The organism is Mycolicibacterium palauense (assembly GCF_002592005.1).
Taxonomy (GTDB): Bacteria; Actinomycetota; Actinomycetes; order Mycobacteriales; family Mycobacteriaceae; genus Mycobacterium; species Mycobacterium palauense.
The window spans coordinates 1-16,042 of sequence record NZ_NVQF01000025.1; the positions used below are offsets into that span (position 1 = coordinate 1).

Below are 16,042 nucleotides of genomic sequence, written 5' to 3' on the forward strand. Positions count from 1 at the left end.
ACCAGAGAGTCACGCAAGGGGTGTCGCGGGCAGCGTCAGCTGTGCATAAGACGCAGGCCCCACCCCCGCCCGGCGTCCGGGGCCGCCCTCGGCGGGCCCCAAGCCGGGTGCACCGCGCCCGCCCCGGGTCGGCAACAATCCGTTCTCCTCGCAGCAGCCCGTCGAACGGCCCGCCCCGCGCCCGCAGGGCCCGCGGCCCGGCCCCGGCCCCGGCGGCCCGCGTCCGGGTCCGCGCCCGACACCGGGCAACATGCCGCCGCGTCCCGCGGCCGGCGCACCCGGTCGGGGTGGCCCCCGGCCCGGTCCGCGTCCCGGCGGTGGCCCGCGTCCCGGTCCCGGTCAGGGTGCCCGGCCCGGTGGTGGCGGCGGTGGTAACTACCGCGGCGGCGGGGCCGGCGGCCCCGGCGGTGGTGCCGGTGGCGGCGGTGGTGGTTTCCGCGGCCGCCCCGGTGGCGGCGGAGGCCGTCCCGGTCAGCGCGGTGGTGCGGCCGGCGCCTTCGGCCGTCCCGGCGGTGCCCCGCGACGCGGCCGCAAGTCCAAGCGGGCGAAACGCGCCGAATACGAGAACATGCAGGCCCCGGTGGTCGGCGGTGTCCGGCTCCCCAAGGGCAACGGCGAGACCATCCGGCTGGCCCGCGGCGCGTCGCTGTCGGACTTCGCCGAGAAGATCGACGCCAACCCCGCCGCGTTGGTGCAGGCGCTGTTCAACCTCGGTGAGATGGTCACCGCCACCCAGTCGGTCGGCGACGACACTCTCGAGCTGCTCGGCAGCGAGATGAACTACAAGGTTCAGGTCGTCTCGCCCGAGGACGAGGACCGCGAACTGCTGGAGTCCTTCGACCTGACCTACGGCGAGGACGAGGGCGGCGAGGAGGACCTGGAGGTCCGCCCGCCGGTGGTCACCGTGATGGGTCACGTCGACCACGGCAAGACCCGCCTGCTGGACACGATCCGAAACGCCAGCGTCCGCGAGGGCGAGGCCGGCGGCATCACCCAGCACATCGGTGCCTACCAGGTGACCGTCGAGCACGACGACGTGGAACGGCCGATCACCTTCATCGACACCCCCGGTCACGAGGCGTTCACCGCCATGCGTGCCCGCGGCGCGAAGGCGACCGACATCGCGATCCTGGTGGTCGCCGCCGACGACGGCGTCATGCCGCAGACGGTGGAGGCCATCAACCACGCGCAGGCGGCCGACGTGCCGATCGTGGTGGCGGTCAACAAGATCGACAAGGAGGGCGCCGACCCGGCCAAGATCCGTGGTCAGCTCACCGAGTACGGCCTGATCCCCGAGGAGTACGGCGGCGACGCCATGTTCGTCGACATCTCGGCCAAGCAGGGCACCAACATCGAGCAGCTGCTCGAGGCGGTCATCCTGACCGCGGACGCGGCGCTGGATCTGCGGGCCAACCCGGACATGGAGGCCCAGGGTGTGGCCATCGAGGCGCACCTGGACCGCGGTCGCGGTCCGGTGGCCACCGTGCTGATCCAGCGCGGCACGCTGCGGGTCGGCGACTCGGTGGTCGCCGGCGACGCCTACGGCCGCGTTCGCCGCATGGTCGACGAGCACGGCGAGGACGTCGAGGAGGCCCTGCCGTCGCGGCCGGTGCAGGTCATCGGGTTCACGTCGGTGCCCGGCGCCGGGGACAACTTCCTCGTCGTCGACGAGGACCGCATCGCCCGCCAGATCGCCGACCGGCGCAGCGCGCGCAAGCGCAACGCCCTGGCCGCGCGCAGCCGCAAGCGGATCAGCCTGGAAGATCTGGATTCGGCGCTGAAGGAAACCAGCCAGCTCAACCTGATCCTCAAGGGCGACAACGCCGGTACGGTCGAGGCGCTCGAGGAGGCCCTGATGGGCATCCAGGTCGACGACGAGGTCGCGCTGCGCGTGATCGACCGCGGTGTCGGCGGCGTCACCGAGACCAACGTCAACCTGGCGTCGGCCTCGGACGCGATCATCATCGGGTTCAACGTGCGCGCCGAGGGCAAGGCCACCGAGCTGGCCAACCGCGAGGGCGTGGAGATCCGGTACTACTCGGTGATCTACCAGGCGATCGACGATATCGAGAGCGCGCTGAAGGGCATGCTCAAGCCGGTCTACGAGGAGCGCGAGCTCGGCCGGGCGGAGATCCGGGCGATCTTCCGTTCATCCAAGGTCGGCAACATCGCGGGCTGCCTGGTCACCTCGGGCATCATGCGGCGCAACGCCAAGGCGCGGCTGCTGCGGGACAACGTGGTGGTGTCGGAGAACCTCACCGTGCAGTCGTTGCGGCGGGAGAAGGACGACGTCACCGAGGTCCGCGACGGCTACGAGTGTGGTCTGACGCTGTCGTACTCCGACATCAAGGAGGGCGACGTCATCGAGACCTACGAGCTGGTCGAGAAGGAACGCGTCTAGGCGGGCCGTCCGGCCCCAGCGCTCCGACGCGCTGAACGACGGTCGCGCTGAACGACGGTGCGGAACGACGAGGGACGCGTGAGGACGGACGCGTGAGGACGGACGCGTGAGGACAGTAGTGACGGTGTGGGGGCCGGTGAGCGTGCGGCCCCACGAGCAGAGGACGGTGAATCATGGCTGACCCGGCGCGTGCCAAACGCCTGGCCAAGCGGATCTCCACCATCGTCGCCTCGGCCATCGAGTACGAGATCAAGGATCCGCGGCTGGCCGGCGTGACGATCACCGATGCGAAGGTGTCCGGTGACCTGCACGACGCCACGCTGTACTACACGGTGATGGGATCCACCCTCGACGACGAACCGGACTATGCCGGTGCGGCGGAGGCCCTGGAACGGGCCACGGGGGTGCTGCGCACGAAGGTCGGCGCGGGGACCGGTGTCCGGTTCACCCCCACGCTGACCTTCGAGCGCGACACCGTTCCCGACGCGGCGCACCGGATGGAGGAGCTGCTGGCCCGCGCCCGCGCGGCCGACGCCGATCTGGCCCGGGTCCGCGAGGGGGCGGTGCCCGCCGGTGAGGCCGATCCCTACCGTGTCAGGGGGGCCGAGGAGGCCGCCGGGGAGACCCGGACCGGGCAGGCGACCGAACTCCGCGGGACCGACACTGCCGAGGACACCGTTGACCACTACCGATCCGACGACTGAGCACGGGCGGCTAGCCGTGGGTGGGCGTGTGGACGCCCACGGTGCCGCGCGGCTGCTCTCCGGGGCCAGGTCGGTGGTGGTGGTGTGTCATGTGTTCCCCGACGCCGACACCATCGGGGCCGGCCTGGCGCTGGCTCAGGTGGTGCGGCGCGCGGGGCGCGCGGTGCAGGTCAGCTTCGCCGAGCCCGGCGCGCTGCCGGAGTCGCTGTGCAGCCTGCCCGGCGGTCACCTGCTGGTGCGCCCTCAGGACGTCGATCCCGGTGCCGACCTGGTGGTCACCGTCGACATTCCCGGCGTCAACCGGCTGGGCGCGCTGGGCCACCTGGCGGAGAGTCGCGCCGGCCGTGAGGTTCTGGTCATCGACCATCACGCCTCGAACCGGCTGTTCGGGACGGCCAACTTCGTCGACCCGGCGGCGGATTCGACGACCATGCTGGTGGCCGAGCTGCTCGACGCCTGGGACGAGCCGATCGACCCCGCCGTCGCCCACTGCCTGTACGCCGGGCTGACCACGGACACCGGTTCGTTCCGGTGGGCCAGCGCGCGGGCGCACCGGCTGGCGGCGCGGCTGGTGGAGATGGGCGTGGACAACGCCGAGGTCAGCCGCACCCTGATGGACACCCACCCGTTCGCCTGGTTGCCGATGCTCTCGCGGGTGCTGGCCTCCGCGCGGCTGGTCCCCGAGGCGGTCGCCGGGCGGGGACTGGTCTACGCCGTCGTGGACTTCGCCGAATGGGCCGGTGCGCGCCCCGAGGAGGTCGAGAGCATCGTCGATATCGTCCGCACCACCGCACAGGCGGATGTGGCGGCGGTGTTCAAGGAGATCGATCCGCAGCGCTGGTCGGTGTCGATGCGGGCCAAGTCGGTCGACCTGACCGCGGTGGCCACCGGGTTCGGTGGTGGCGGCCATCCGCACGCCGCCGGCTATTCGGCGACGGGACCGGTCGGCGACGTGGTGGACGCGCTGCGTGCCGCACTCGGCTGAGCACCCCGCGGCCCCGCCGGCCCCGACCACCAGGCGCATCGCCGGGCTGGCGCTGCCCGCGCTCGGGGTGCTGGCCGCCGAACCCGTCTATCTGCTGTTCGACATCGCGATCGTGGGGCGGTTGGGCGCGGTCGCGCTGGCCGGGCTGGCCATCGGTGGGCTCATCCTGGGCCTGGTGTCCTCGCAGGGCACGTTCCTCTCCTACGGCACGACGGCGCGGTCGGCACGCCACTTCGGTGCCGGTGACCGGTCCTCGGCGGTCGGTGAGGGGGTGCAGGCGAGCTGGCTGGCGCTGGGCCTGGGTGTGTTGATCGTCGTGGTGGTGCAGGCGGCGGCGGTGCCGCTGCTGGGCGCGATCGCCGACGGGGGTGCCATCGCGGAGGCGGCGCTGCCGTGGCTTCGGGTGGCGATCCTGGGTGCCCCGGCCATCCTGGTGTCGTTGGCCGGCAACGGCTGGATGCGCGGCGTCCAGGACACCGCGCGCCCGCTGCGCTACGTCGTCACCGGGTTCGCGCTCTCGGCGGTGCTGTGTCCGCTGCTGGTCTACGGCTGGCTGGGGTTGCCCCGGCTCGGGCTCGTCGGCTCGGCGGTGGCCAACCTGGCGGGGCAGTGGCTGGCGGCGGTGCTGTTCCTGGCGGCGCTGCTGGCCGAGCGGGTGCCGTTGCGCCCCGACGTGGCGATGCTGCGGAGCCAGTCGGTGATGGGGCGCGACCTGTTGTTGCGGTCGCTGGCCTTCCAGGCGTGTTTCGTCTCCGCGGCCGCGGTCGCGGCGCGTTTCGGCGCGGCGGCGGTGGCCGCCCACCAGGTGGTGCTGCAGCTGTGGAGTTTCCTGGCGCTGGTGCTGGACTCCCTGGCCATCGCCGCGCAGGCGCTGGTCGGGGCGGCCCTGGGCGGCGGCCACTCCGAACACGCCAAGTGGGTGGCCCGGCGGGTGACGGTGTTCTCGACGGTGGCCGCCCTGCTGCTGGCGGCGGTGTTCGCGGCGGGCGCCTCGGTGTTTCCCGCGCTGTTCACCGACGACCGCTCGGTGCTCGCCGCCATCGGGGTGCCGTGGTGGTTCCTGGTGGCCCAACTGCCGGTCGCGGGAATCGTCTTCGCGCTGGACGGCGTGCTGTTGGGTTCCGGTGACGCCCGGTTCATGCGCAACGCCACGCTGGTCAGCGCGTTGATCGGCTTCCTGCCGATGATCTGGCTGTCGCTGGCCTTCGACTGGGGCCTGTGGGGGATCTGGACGGGTCTGACGACGTTCATGGTGCTGCGGCTGGCGTTCGTGGGATGGCGCACCCTCTCCGGCCGGTGGCTGGTGGCCGGGACGGGGTGAGCCCCGGACGTTCACCGCTGCGACGGCCGGTGGACGGGCCCTGCTCGCGCCGGTGTGCCACGATCGTCGGCGATGCTGCCGCCCGACAACCACGTCCACACCCGCTGGTCGTGGGACACCGACGCGTCGTCGTCGATGCGGCGGGCGTGTCGGCGCGCCGAGGAACTCGGCCTGCCCGGGGTGGCGTTCACCGAGCACCTCGACTTCACGGACTGGGGCGCCGGGGACGCCGGCGCGGGGGAGCCCCGCCTGACGGTCGGCCCCCGTCCCGGCGTTGCACCGCTGGACCTGCGCGGGTACTTCGGTGACATCGCGCGCTGCCGGGAGGAGTTCCCGGGGCTGCGTGTGCTGTCGGGCATCGAGGCCGGTGAGCCGCATCTGTTCGGCGGCAGCGTGGCCGAGGTGCTGGCCGCCGGGGATTTCGACCGGGTGTTGGGTAGCCTGCACGCCGTCGCCTGCGACGGCGCGTTGTCGACCGTGGAGGCGGCGCTGTTCGAGCACCGTGACCCGTACGACCTGGTGCGCCGCTACCTGGGCGACATGCTCGGTCTGATCGAGGGCTCGGCGGTGTTCGGGGTGCTGGCGCACTGCGACTACCCGCGACGGTACTGGCCGACCTCCCGCGCCGGCGGCTACCGCGAAACCGACTTCGAACCGGAGTACCGGGCGGTGTTCCGGGCGCTGGCCCGCTCCGGGCGGGCCCTGGAGGTCAACACCCGCAGCCCGATGGCCTCGGTCCAGCTGCTGCGGTGGTGGTGGCAGGAGGGCGGGGACGCGGTGTCCTTCGGCAGCGACGCCCACCAGCCCCACCGGGTCGGCGACGCGTTCGACCTGGCCGTCGATGTGGTGGAGGCGGCCGGTTTCCGGCCCGGGCGCGACCGGTTCGACTTCTGGCGACGCTGAGCGGTACGAAGCGCCCGGGTGCTCAGACCACCTGGGAGCGGCCGCGTTCGATGACCGCGGACCGGCTGGCGGCGATGTCGTCGCCGGTGGCGGTGCGCATCCACTGGCGCGCCGACTCGGCCTCGATCCACAGCCCGGAGCCGGTCTGGTCGGCGTCGATGCGGTGGTAGGAGTCCAGCAGGCACCGCACCGCCTGCTGGTTGTTGCCGACGATCGAGGTCGCCACCGCGCGTGCGGCACTGCCCAGCTGCTCGTGCGGCACCACCTCGGTGACCAGCCCGGCCCGCAGCGCGTCGGCGGCCGAGAGGTAGTCCCCGGTCAGGCTCATCCGCCGGGCCAGCCCCACACCGACCTTCTGCGGCAACCGCACCGACAGCCCCCACGTCGGCAGCAGCCCGACCCGGGCGTGGGTGTCGGCGAACCGCGCACGCTCGGAGGCGATCAGGATGTCGCAGTAGAGCGCGATCTCCAGACCGCCGGTCACCGCGGCGCCGTTGACGGCGCCGATCACCGGCTTGCGCATCGGCGGCCACTTGGGCGAGATGTCGGGCAGTTCGGTGGTGCCGCCGAGCTCCTTGAGGTCCAGACCCGCGCAGAAGACCGGATCGGCGCCGGTGAGGATGACGACGTCGACCTCGGGGTCGGCCTCGGCCTCGGCCAGCGCGGGGAACAACCTACCGCGCAGGGCCGCCGAGAGCGCGTTGCGCGCCTCGGGACGGTTGAGGGTCAGGGTGCGGATTCGGTCCGTGGTGTCGATGAGCAGGACGTCGTCGACCGCGGCGTTGGAGGCGTCGTTCATGACCGTCACGGTAGCCACCGGGGCCCGGCGCGCCTACGTTGGTGCCCATGTGCCGCAACATCACCGAACTGCGCGGGCTGCAGCCGCCGGCCACGATGGCCGAGATCGAGGCCGCCGCCCGCCAGTACGTTCGCAAGGTCAGCGGGATCACCCGTCCCTCGGAGGCCAACGCCGCGGCCTTCGAGGCCGCCGTCGCCGAGGTCGCCACCGTCACCGGCCGGCTGTTGGCCGATCTGCCGCCGCGCCGCCAGCCACCGCGAACCGTCCCGCCGCTGCGGCGTCCCGAGGTGCAGGCGCGGATCGCCGCACGATGACCGGCCCGCCGGCCACGGCGCTCAAGGAGTGGAGCGCGGTGGTGCACGCCCTGCTGGACGGCCGCCAGACGGTGCTGCTGCGTAAGGGGGGCATCCACGAGAAGCGCTTCGAGGTCAGCGCCGGGGAGTTCGTGCTGTACCCGACGGTGGCGCACAGCCACGCCGAGCGGGTCCGGCCCGCCCACCGGGACCTGTTGGACGCGGCGGCCGCGGACAGCACCGAGGAGGCGGTGCTGCTGCGCGCGGCGGCCACGGTGGTTGCGGCGGTCGAGGTCAACCGGCCGGAGCGCATCGGGGAGATCGAGGATCTGCACATCTGGACCACGGAGTCGGTGCGCGCCGACCGGCTGGACTTCCGGCCCCGGCACCGGTTGACCGCGCTGGTCGTCGCGGCCCGGCCGCTTCGTGAGCCGGTCCGGTTGGTGCGCACTGCCGAGCAGGCCGGGTGCCGCAGCTGGCTCGAGCTGCCGGGTGCCTCCGCGTGCACCGCCGGGGCGGCCACCACGCCGGTGCACGACGCGGCCGCTCTGCGCGAGGTGGCCGACCGGGTGCGGGTCACGCTGGGCTAGCTGTGACGGGCCGGGCCGAGACGGGCTGGGCCGGGCCGAGACGGGCCGCGTCAGGGGTGCGCGGGACCGCTGGGCAACACCAACCGCGAGCCGCCGCCGTGGTGGACGACGTGGGTGGCCGGGACCATCCGCCGGCCCTCGCCCGGCGGTTCGCCGGTGCCGAGATTGCGGGCATAGCGCGGATGCGAACCCCCGGCCACCAGTACCCGGATCCGGGATCCGGCGCGGAAGCGGTGCGCGATCTCGTCGAGCTCCAACCGCACCCGCTGCGGCCCGGGCCCGCGGACCAGGCGGCGGTAGCCGTCGCTGACGTTGCGGGAGCGCCCCTTGGCGTCGACCTCGCTGACCCGCACGAACAGATCGACGTGCGGGTTGTCCGACTCGTGGTCGAGTTCGACGACGGGCGCGCCGTAGACGTGGAGGTCGGCGGTCAGCGGTTCGCCGGTGAAGCTGAGCACATCGCCGCGTTCGGCGAGTTTGTCGTCGCGCCGGTAGCCTCCGGCGGGCGAGAGCAGCCGCCCGCCGACGGTGGGCGTCGGCGTGCGCGGGTCGAACGTGAACGACGACCTGGTGGCCGGCCGGTCCTCGGGTTCGGTGCGCAGCCGGCCCGGCGCCAGATACAGCACGTGCTCGCCGGTGGCGGGCGGCCAGTCGGGCAGCTGCAGCCACCGGCCGCCGCCGGTCACCTTGACCCGCACCGGGTCGCGCCCGGCCGCCGCGCGCCCGGGCCGCGGGTCCGCGCCGAGGTGCTCCTCGAGCCAGGCCAGCGATTCGCGCAGCACCGCACCGGCCGCCTTACCCATCATGTGGGTGTGCGTCCACGGCCCGATCGTCAGCCTGACGTCGACGTCGCGGGCGCGCAGCCGCCGGTACTGATCCAGCGTCTGGTCGAGGAACAGGTCCTGCCACCCGCCGATGAGCAGCACGGGCACCTCGGCGGTGTCCAGCGCGTGGGTGAACCGGACCCGGTCCCAGAACGGGTCGTCGATGTCGTCGTGCTCGATCCAGGACTCCCACCACGGTGCGGACCCGCCGAGCAGGGCACGTCCGGCGGCGGCCATCGGCACCTGCGCCGCGGTGCGGGCCACCGTGCTGCGGGCCCGCAGCTGGCGCAGGGCCGAACGCAACCGGTTGGGGTCCTCCTGGTGGCTGACCAGGTCGCTCCAGCCGAGGAAGTCGTTGACGGCGAAGGAGCCCGTGCCCCAGGAGTTGGCGGCGAAGTCGTGCACACCGACCACGACCACCGCGGCGGCCATGTCCGGGGGCGGGTCCATCAGCAGCGCCCACTGGGTCTGGCCCAGATAGGACAGGCCCAGCGTGGCGAATGTGCCGGTGTACCAGGGCTGCTCACGCAGCCACCGGGCGGTGTCGACGCCGTCGTCGGCCTCGTTGACCGCCGGGTCGAACTCGCCGCCGGATCCGAAGGTGCCCCGCACGCTCTGCAGGACGACGTGGTAGCCGCGGCGGGCGTAGGCCGCGGCGTACAGCGATGAGAACGGGAACCTGCGGCCGTAGGGACAGCGCACCAGCAAGGTGCCCGCCGGTGTCTCGGTCTCGGGTACGTAGTGATCGGCCAGCAGCTCGACCCCGTCGCGCATGGGGACGCGCAGCCAGCGCTGGACGTGGTAGCCGCCGGTCGGCGGCGGAATGTCGAGGACGCGGCTCAGCATCCGCCCGGCGCGGCGACCCACGGTGGTGCGCAGCGCGGAACCGGGGTCACGCTCGGAGGTCGCAGTCACGCCAGCCAGGCTACGCCCGGGCCGGCCGGGCGCCGTCAGGTCGGCGGGGGACCCGCATCGGTCCGGATCGCGGTGGCGACCTCGTCGAGCAACCAGGACAGGGCGGCGGTGGCCTGCCGGTCCGTCAACTCCCACGCCGTCACGAGCCGCTCGTAGGCCGGAACGCTCCACAACACGTCGAGCAGGGCGGCCGCCACCCGGATGCGTTCGGGTGTCCAGTGCGGCGCCGTCTCGGTGACGGCGCGCAGCACCACCTCGCGGCGTCGCCGGTCCGCGCCGACGAAGGTGGGATCATCGGGTGTCGGGGGCGCCGGCTTGGCCGAGAATCGTTGCAGTGCAGCGAAAATGCGGGCCGCCATGGCGCTCAGGTTGGTCAGGTCGACGTCGTCGTAGTCGATTCCGGCCTCGCCCTCCAGGCCCGCCATGACCGCGTCACGCAGGTGCCGTTCGGTGGGGAAGTGCCGGTAGACCGTGCGCTCGGCGACGCCGGCGCGTTCGGCGACGGCCCGGAAGGTCAGCCGGTCCCAGTCCCAGGTGTCGAACCCCCGGACCAGCTCGCCGCCGGCGGCCACGATGTTCTCCCGCGTCTGGCCGGCCCGCCGGCGGCGGACCGGGCTGTGGTAGGGGCGGGTGGTTGACGGCTCGCTCATATTGGTGGCAGTGTACTGTCACCAATCTTGTTTCGGGGTGCGGAGGACGCGGTGCGCGATCTGCTCGACGAGGCCAGGGCCGCCACCGGTCTCGACGACTTCGGTGACGACTCCTTCCGCGAGGGGCTGGAGATCCTGCTGCGCTCACTGCGTGACGAGGCACGGCTGAACCCGCGCGGCGAGGGCTATGTCTATCCGCGCATCGTCGGCCACCTCACACAGCGGCTGCAGGTTGAGGACTGGTACCGCCGCCATCCCGAGATCGACGAGGTTCCCGTCGAGGCACCGCTGTTCGGGCTGGGTCTGCCGCGCACCGGCTCCACCGCGCTGTCGTTCCTGCTGGCGCAGGACCCGCGGGTCAGGTACCTGCGCAGTTGGGAGTCCGCAGCGCCCTGCCCGCCGCCGTCGACGGTCAGCGGGGCGGACCCGCGGATCCCGCCCGACGTGCCGGTGGTGGCCGGCAGCCGTCACCATGTGCCCGCCGACCCACGCGGGCCGATGGAGTGTCTGGACCTGATGGCGCTGGACTTCACCTCGCAGATCTTCCAGGCCTTCGCCCAGATCCCCACCTACTCGGACTGGCTGCTGCAGCGCGCCGACTTCACCTCCACCTACGCCTACCAGCGCCGGGTGCTGAAGTTGCTGGCCTGGGGGGAACCCACCCGGCAGTGGCGGCTGAAATCTCCGGCGCACGTGCTGTCGCTGGACTACCTGAACCGGGTCTTTCCCGATGCCCGTTTCGTGATGACCCATCGTGACCCCACCGACGTCCTGTTGTCGGTGGCGGCCGTCTACGGGGACATCGTCGCGGGGTTCAGTGACCACACCGACCGCCGCTACCTCGGCGACCTCAACGTCCGGCAGTGGTCGACGGGCATGGAGCGGGTGTGTGCGTTCCGCCGCGGGGGCGCGGACCACCGATTCTTCGACATCGACTTCGCGGCGATGGCCGCCGACCCGGTGGGCGAGGTCGGCCGACTCTACGGCTGGCTGGGCCGGCCCGTCACCGAGGACTTCGAGGCGGGCATGCGCCGCTGGTGGGCCCGCAACGCGGACGCGCGGGACCCGGGTGTGCCCGCCGAGCACGCCGACTACGGTCTGGAGCCCGAGCGCATCCGGCCGTTGTTCGCCGGGTACGTCGCGGCGGCCCGGGGCTGGATCGACGACAGGAAGTGACGACACCGATGGCCATGGATCTCACCGGCGGTATCGACCCCGACCGCGAACTCGTGTTCGCCCAGCGTCCCGAGGATCCCGAGATGCGGGACTCGGCCAGCTTCTGGGTGTTCGACGACGACGGCGCCGTCGGGCTGCCCCGGATCGGAATCGAGGCCGTGGCCTCCCACTGGGACGCCCATGCCGTGCAGGTCAACGTCGCGTTCGGCGATGGGACGGTCTACCGGCTGCGCCAGGACGGACGATCCTGGCCCGTCGCCGGCCCGGACGGGCGTCCGACCGTCCTGGGCGCCGGCCCGCTGGCCTTCACCTGTGTGCGACCGTTCGACACCTGGACGCTGGAGTTCGACGGGCCGGCCGTGGCGACCACCTCGGCGCAGCTGATCGCGGGCGACACCGGGGGCCCGATGGTCGACGTGGCCTTCGCGGTGACGGCCACCATGGCGGTACCGCCGTGGGTGCAGGGTGCGCTGCGCGCCGATGCCGACGAGCAACTCAAGACCTCCCTGGTCGGTGACCTGATGGGTGGACCCCGCTACGAGCAGTTGTTCCGCGCCTCGGGGTGGGTGCGTGCCGACGGCGTCGAGCGGCGCATCCAGGGCAGTGGTCTGCGCATCCGCCGGCAGGGTGTGCGCCGCCTCTCCGGCTTCTGGGGGCATTGCTGGCAGTCGGCGCTGTTTCCCAGCGGCCGGGCGTTCGGCTACATCGCCTACCCGCCCCGGCCGGACGGTGAGCCCGCGTTCAACGAGGGCTACGTGTTCTACAGAGAACGGACCGGCGACCGGACCGGCGACCGGGCCGGCGGGCGGCTCACCCCGGCGCGGGTGGTGGAGGCGCCGTGGCTGACCCGGCTACAGCCGCCGGGCGAGGACGTCGGGCTGGTGCTGGAGACCGAGCAGGGCACCGAACGCATCGAGGGCCGTACGGTCGTCTCCACCCACCACGTCCAGCGCGGCCCGGTGTCGGACGAGGAGGCCGCGCTGACCGCCAACTGGAGTTTCCCGCCGCTGCAGCAGGCCGGTGTCCGCTACCGCTGGGACGGCGAGGAGGCCATCGGCATGCTGGAGCGCTCCAGCCTGCCCGAGCGGGTTCAGTACGTGTAGTACGGCGCCAACTGGTGGGCCCGCATCAGGTTCTCCCGCATGCAGTCCGGACCGTTGGGTGAGTAGACCGGCGAATAGAACAGCGACTGCTGAATCAGCCCGTAGCTGGTCTTGAACGCCACCATGCAGGAGAACCACCAGCGGTTGTTCCAGTCGGTGGGCTTCATCACCCAGTACTGGGCGGCCCGGTGGCCGTCGATGTCCAACTCCACCGCGTCGGGCGGCAGGGATTCCTCGAAACTGCGCCAGATGATCGCCTCGACGGCCATCTGGTAGTTGCCGGCGTCGTAATGGCAGCGCAGGCTGTCCTCGGGCCGCGGCGGGGTGTACCCCAGGCCCAGGCCGTTGGTGACGTCGACCGGGATGTCCCGGCACGGGTCGAACGGGTCCGGATCGGTGAGATTGAGCACGGGTTTGTCGGCGGTGCCCGTCGTCGAGGCCGGCGCGGTCATCGGGGCCCCCGTCGAGCGCAGCGCCACCTGCGAGGCCGCCTGCCGGTCGGGTGGCGCGCCGTTCAGCGCCACCGCCGTGGCCGCGATCAGCGCACCCAGCGCGGCGGTCAGCCGCAGTGTGGCGACCATGACACCCCCTCGTGCTCGGCGACCGACCCTGCCGGGAGTGTACAAGCAGGAGCGGCCCCGTCTGGTGAGAAAACGAGAACAGGTTCTAGTTTGCCATGGCGGGGTCCGGGTGCCCGGGGCGGCCTTGCGGGGAGCGGCGCGCGCGCTCTCGGTAGGCTTGATCCCCGTGGCCAATTACGAGACGCGCGGCAGGACGCGCCCCACGCTGTGGGCGATCAGCGACCTGCACACCGGCCATCTCGGCAACAAGCCGGTCACCGAGTCGCTGTACCCCAACTCGCCGGAGGACTGGCTGATCGTGGCCGGCGACGTTGCTGAGCGCACCGACGAGATCCGGTGGTCGCTGGACCTGTTGCGCCGGCGGTTCGCCAAGGTGATCTGGGTGCCCGGCAACCACGAGCTGTGGACCACGGGCAAGGATCCGGTGCAGGTGTTCGGCCGGTCGCGCTATGACTACCTGGTCAACATGTGCGACGAGATGGGTGTCGTCACGCCCGAACACCCCTATCCGGTCTGGACCGAGGAGGGCGGCCCGGCGACCATCGTGCCGATGTTCCTGCTCTACGACTACAGCTTCCTGCCGGACGGGGCGACCACCAAGAGCGAGGGCCTGGCGATCGCCAAGGAACGCAACGTGGTCGCCACCGACGAGTATCTGCTGTCCACCGAGCCCTACGCGACCAAGGACGCCTGGTGTCGTGACCGGCTCACCTACACCCGCGGCCGGCTCGACGACCTGGACTGGATGACACCCACGGTGCTGGTCAACCATTTCCCGTTGGTCCGCGACCCGTGCAACGTGCTGTTCTATCCCGAGTTCTCCCTGTGGTGCGGCACCACCGCGACCGCCGACTGGCATTCCCGCTACAACGCGGTGTGTTCGGTGTACGGCCACCTGCACATCCCGCGCACCACCTGGCACGACGGTGTCCGGTTCGAGGAGGTCTCCGTCGGCTATCCGCGGGAGTGGCGGCGCCGCAAGCCCTACCGGTGGCTGCGCCAGGTGCTGCCCGACCCGCAGTACGCCCCGGGCTATCTCAACGACTTCGGCGGGCACTTCGTGATCACCCCGGAGATGCGCGAGCAGTCGGAGAAGTTCCGGGAACGGCTAAAGAGCCGCCGGTCATGAGAAGGCTGATCGACGCGCTGCTGCCCGGCGCCGCGGCGCCGGCGATGGCCGCGGCCGAGGTATTCGCCGACCCGCCCGGGCTGGCGCCGCTGCCCGAGGAGGAGCCGCTGATCGCACGCTCGGTTCCCAAGCGCCGCAACGAGTTCATCACCGCCCGGCACTGCGCTCGGCTGGCCCTGGCCGATCTCGGCCTGCCGGCCGCGCCGATCCTCAAGGGGGAGAAGGGTGAACCCTGCTGGCCCCCCGGCGTGGTCGGCAGCCTCACTCACTGCGAGGGCTACCGCGGAGCCGTCGTCGGGCACAGTTCGACGGTGCGCTCGGTGGGGATCGACGCCGAGCCGCACGACGTGCTACCCCGCGGGGTGCTCGACGCGGTGAGCCTGCCCGCCGAACGCGGGGCCCTGCCGGGTCTGCGGCCCGGCCTGCACTGGGACCGGATCCTGTTCTGTGCCAAGGAGGCCACCTACAAGGCGTGGTTTCCGCTGACGCACCGTTGGCTGGGATTCGAGGACGCCCACATCACCTTCGACACCGACGCGTCCGGAACCTCGGGCGGGTTCACCTCCGCGATCCTGATCGACCCGGCCGCCGAGTCCGGGCCGCCGCTGACCACGCTTCGCGGCCGGTGGTCGGTGGATTCCGGCCTGGTGCTCACGGCGATCGTGCTGTGAGCGCGGCCCCGGGCATCGTCGTCGTCGACAAGCCGGGCGGGATGACCAGCCACGACGTCGTCGGCCGCTGCCGGCGGATCTTCGGCACCCGCAAGGTCGGCCACGCCGGCACGCTCGACCCGATGGCCACGGGTGTGCTGGTGGTCGGCGTCGAACGGGCCACCAAGCTGCTCGGCCTGCTGGCCGCCGACACCAAGTCCTACACCGCGACCATCCGTCTCGGCGAGGCCACCACCACCGACGACGCCGAAGGTGAACCGGTGCAGCGGGTTTCGGCCGACGCCGTCGAGGAGTCGGCGGTGCTCGAGGTGGCGGGGCGGTTCCGCGGCGACATCGAGCAGATCCCGTCGTCGGTGAGCGCGGTCAAGATCGGGGGCAAACGTGCCTACCAGCTGGCGCGCGAGGGCAGGGCCGTCGAACTGGCGCCGCGCCGCGTCCGCATCGACGCCCTGGACGTCGGCGAGTTCCGGCGGGAACCAGGCCTGCTCGATGTCGACGTCCGCGTCGACTGTTCGTCCGGTACCTACATCCGGGCGCTGGCCCGTGACATCGGTGCCGCGCTGGGCGTGGGCGGTCACCTGACGGCGTTGCGCCGCACCAGGGTCGGACGCTTCGCACTGGATCAGGCGCACACCCTCGACGACCTCGCCGAGCGGCCGCGGCTGAGCTACTCGCTGGACTCGGCATGCCTGCTGGCCTTCGGGCGCCGCGACCTCGACGAGGAGCAGGCCGTCGCGGTCAGTCACGGCAAGCCGTTGGCCCCGGCCGGCCTCGAGGGCGTGTACGCCGCGGTGGCCCCCGACGGGCGGGTGATGGCGCTGCTGGAGGATTCCGGCACCCGGACCAGGTCGGTGGTGGTGATCCGCCCGGCCACGATGCCCGACGAGCCGAGGCCTTCCTAGGCCGGCCGTCCGGGCACCGTCCGGTCCTCGCCGCCGCGACCGCCCGGACGCATCGAGTGTGCGTGTGGTCCGACGAACGGCGCCGCAGATCGGTC

Annotated in this window: 15 protein-coding genes and 1 pseudogene; 12 read left to right on the forward strand and 4 right to left on the reverse strand. The window is 72.3% G+C overall.

What is annotated here, in order from left to right; translation table 11 throughout:
• Positions 1-55 precede the first annotated feature (55 nt).
• From infB to CSR00_RS12230, 5 genes and pseudogenes are all read left to right on the forward strand, one after another.
• A pseudogene (gene infB, locus CSR00_RS12210) lies at positions 56-2,401 on the forward strand (translation initiation factor IF-2); the annotation flags it as partial.
• Positions 2,402-2,574: 173 nt separating this feature from the next.
• On the forward strand, positions 2,575-3,105 hold the full coding sequence (rbfA, locus tag CSR00_RS12215) for a 30S ribosome-binding factor RbfA (protein WP_099022674.1): 531 nt from the start codon (positions 2,575-2,577) through the stop codon (positions 3,103-3,105).
• The gene (locus tag CSR00_RS12220) at positions 3,080-4,090 is read left to right on the forward strand and encodes a DHH family phosphoesterase (RefSeq protein ID WP_099022675.1); all 1,011 of its coding nucleotides are present in this window, start codon (positions 3,080-3,082) and stop codon (positions 4,088-4,090) included. The genes rbfA and CSR00_RS12220 overlap by 26 nt, the downstream gene beginning before the upstream one ends.
• Entirely contained in the window at positions 4,074-5,411 is a 1,338-nt protein-coding gene (locus CSR00_RS12225; RefSeq protein WP_099022676.1) for an MATE family efflux transporter, read from the forward strand. The genes CSR00_RS12220 and CSR00_RS12225 overlap by 17 nt, the downstream gene beginning before the upstream one ends.
• Positions 5,412-5,483: 72 nt before the next feature.
• Positions 5,484-6,314 (forward strand): PHP domain-containing protein, encoded by an 831-nt coding sequence (locus CSR00_RS12230; RefSeq protein WP_099022677.1) that lies wholly within the window; start codon positions 5,484-5,486, stop codon positions 6,312-6,314.
• A gap of 22 nt (positions 6,315-6,336) precedes the next feature.
• On the opposite strand, the gene CSR00_RS12235 is transcribed toward CSR00_RS12230, so the two are convergent.
• Complete coding sequence (locus CSR00_RS12235; protein WP_099022678.1) at positions 6,337-7,113, reverse strand: enoyl-CoA hydratase; 777 nt, start codon at positions 7,111-7,113, stop codon at positions 6,337-6,339.
• 47 nt (positions 7,114-7,160) lie between these two features.
• Between CSR00_RS12235 and CSR00_RS12240 the strand changes: the two genes are divergently transcribed.
• On the forward strand, positions 7,161-7,427 hold the full coding sequence (locus tag CSR00_RS12240; protein WP_099022679.1) for a DUF2277 domain-containing protein: 267 nt from the start codon (positions 7,161-7,163) through the stop codon (positions 7,425-7,427).
• Entirely contained in the window at positions 7,424-7,996 is a 573-nt protein-coding gene (locus CSR00_RS12245; protein ID WP_099022680.1) for a DUF1802 family protein, read from the forward strand. Before CSR00_RS12240 ends, CSR00_RS12245 begins: the two co-directional genes overlap by 4 nt.
• Positions 7,997-8,046: 50 nt before the next feature.
• Here CSR00_RS12245 and CSR00_RS12250 read toward each other — a convergent pair whose 3' ends face one another.
• Positions 8,047-9,735, reverse strand: coding sequence for a CocE/NonD family hydrolase (locus tag CSR00_RS12250; RefSeq protein ID WP_407662431.1), 1,689 nt, complete (start codon positions 9,733-9,735; stop codon positions 8,047-8,049).
• A gap of 35 nt (positions 9,736-9,770) precedes the next feature.
• Positions 9,771-10,385: a TetR/AcrR family transcriptional regulator gene (locus CSR00_RS12255; RefSeq protein WP_099022681.1), complete on the reverse strand. Its 615-nt coding sequence runs from the start codon at positions 10,383-10,385 to the stop codon at positions 9,771-9,773.
• A gap of 27 nt (positions 10,386-10,412) precedes the next feature.
• Here CSR00_RS12255 and CSR00_RS12260 point away from each other — a divergent pair, with 27 nt between their 5' ends.
• Positions 10,413-11,561 carry a sulfotransferase family protein gene (locus tag CSR00_RS12260; RefSeq protein WP_099022682.1) on the forward strand — a complete coding sequence of 383 codons (1,149 nt, stop codon included), beginning with the start codon at positions 10,413-10,415 and terminating at the stop codon, positions 11,559-11,561.
• A gap of 8 nt (positions 11,562-11,569) precedes the next feature.
• On the forward strand, positions 11,570-12,664 hold the full coding sequence (locus CSR00_RS12265; protein ID WP_099022683.1) for a DUF7064 domain-containing protein: 1,095 nt from the start codon (positions 11,570-11,572) through the stop codon (positions 12,662-12,664).
• Here CSR00_RS12265 and CSR00_RS12270 read toward each other — a convergent pair.
• Entirely contained in the window at positions 12,652-13,245 is a 594-nt protein-coding gene (locus CSR00_RS12270) for a DUF3558 domain-containing protein (RefSeq protein ID WP_099022684.1), read from the reverse strand. The two genes, CSR00_RS12265 and CSR00_RS12270, sit on opposite strands and share 13 nt — an antisense overlap.
• 166 nt (positions 13,246-13,411) lie before the next feature.
• On the opposite strand from CSR00_RS12270, the gene CSR00_RS12275 reads away from it, so the two are divergent.
• The 3 genes from CSR00_RS12275 to truB are packed head-to-tail and all read left to right on the forward strand — an operon-like array spanning position 13,412 to position 15,947.
• A complete protein-coding gene (locus CSR00_RS12275) occupies positions 13,412-14,374 on the forward strand; it encodes an ACP phosphodiesterase PptH (RefSeq protein ID WP_099022685.1) in 963 nt (320 codons plus the stop codon).
• Complete coding sequence (gene pptT / locus CSR00_RS12280; RefSeq protein WP_099022686.1) at positions 14,371-15,045, forward strand: 4'-phosphopantetheinyl transferase PptT; 675 nt, start codon at positions 14,371-14,373, stop codon at positions 15,043-15,045. The genes CSR00_RS12275 and pptT overlap by 4 nt, the downstream gene beginning before the upstream one ends.
• The gene (gene truB / locus CSR00_RS12285) at positions 15,042-15,947 is read left to right on the forward strand and encodes a tRNA pseudouridine(55) synthase TruB (RefSeq protein ID WP_176562035.1); all 906 of its coding nucleotides are present in this window, start codon (positions 15,042-15,044) and stop codon (positions 15,945-15,947) included. The genes pptT and truB overlap by 4 nt, the downstream gene beginning before the upstream one ends.
• Positions 15,948-16,042: the final 95 nt, after the last annotated feature.

Excerpts from the sequence above, each read along its gene's own strand:
- CSR00_RS12245 (WP_099022680.1), top strand. The coding sequence starts at position 7,424 with ATGACCGGCCCGCCGGCCACGGCGCTCAAGGAGTGGAGCGCGGTGGTG.
- rbfA (WP_099022674.1), top strand. The coding sequence starts at position 2,575 with ATGGCTGACCCGGCGCGTGCCAAACGCCTGGCCAAGCGGATCTCCACC.
- CSR00_RS12230 (WP_099022677.1), top strand. The coding sequence starts at position 5,484 with ATGCTGCCGCCCGACAACCACGTCCACACCCGCTGGTCGTGGGACACC.
- CSR00_RS12240 (WP_099022679.1), top strand. The coding sequence starts at position 7,161 with ATGTGCCGCAACATCACCGAACTGCGCGGGCTGCAGCCGCCGGCCACG.
- CSR00_RS12235 (WP_099022678.1), bottom strand. The coding sequence starts at position 7,113 with ATGAACGACGCCTCCAACGCCGCGGTCGACGACGTCCTGCTCATCGAC.
- CSR00_RS12255 (WP_099022681.1), bottom strand. The coding sequence starts at position 10,385 with ATGAGCGAGCCGTCAACCACCCGCCCCTACCACAGCCCGGTCCGCCGC.
- pptT (WP_099022686.1), top strand. The coding sequence starts at position 14,371 with ATGAGAAGGCTGATCGACGCGCTGCTGCCCGGCGCCGCGGCGCCGGCG.
- CSR00_RS12265 (WP_099022683.1), top strand. The coding sequence starts at position 11,570 with ATGGCCATGGATCTCACCGGCGGTATCGACCCCGACCGCGAACTCGTG.
- CSR00_RS12270 (WP_099022684.1), bottom strand. The coding sequence starts at position 13,245 with ATGGTCGCCACACTGCGGCTGACCGCCGCGCTGGGTGCGCTGATCGCG.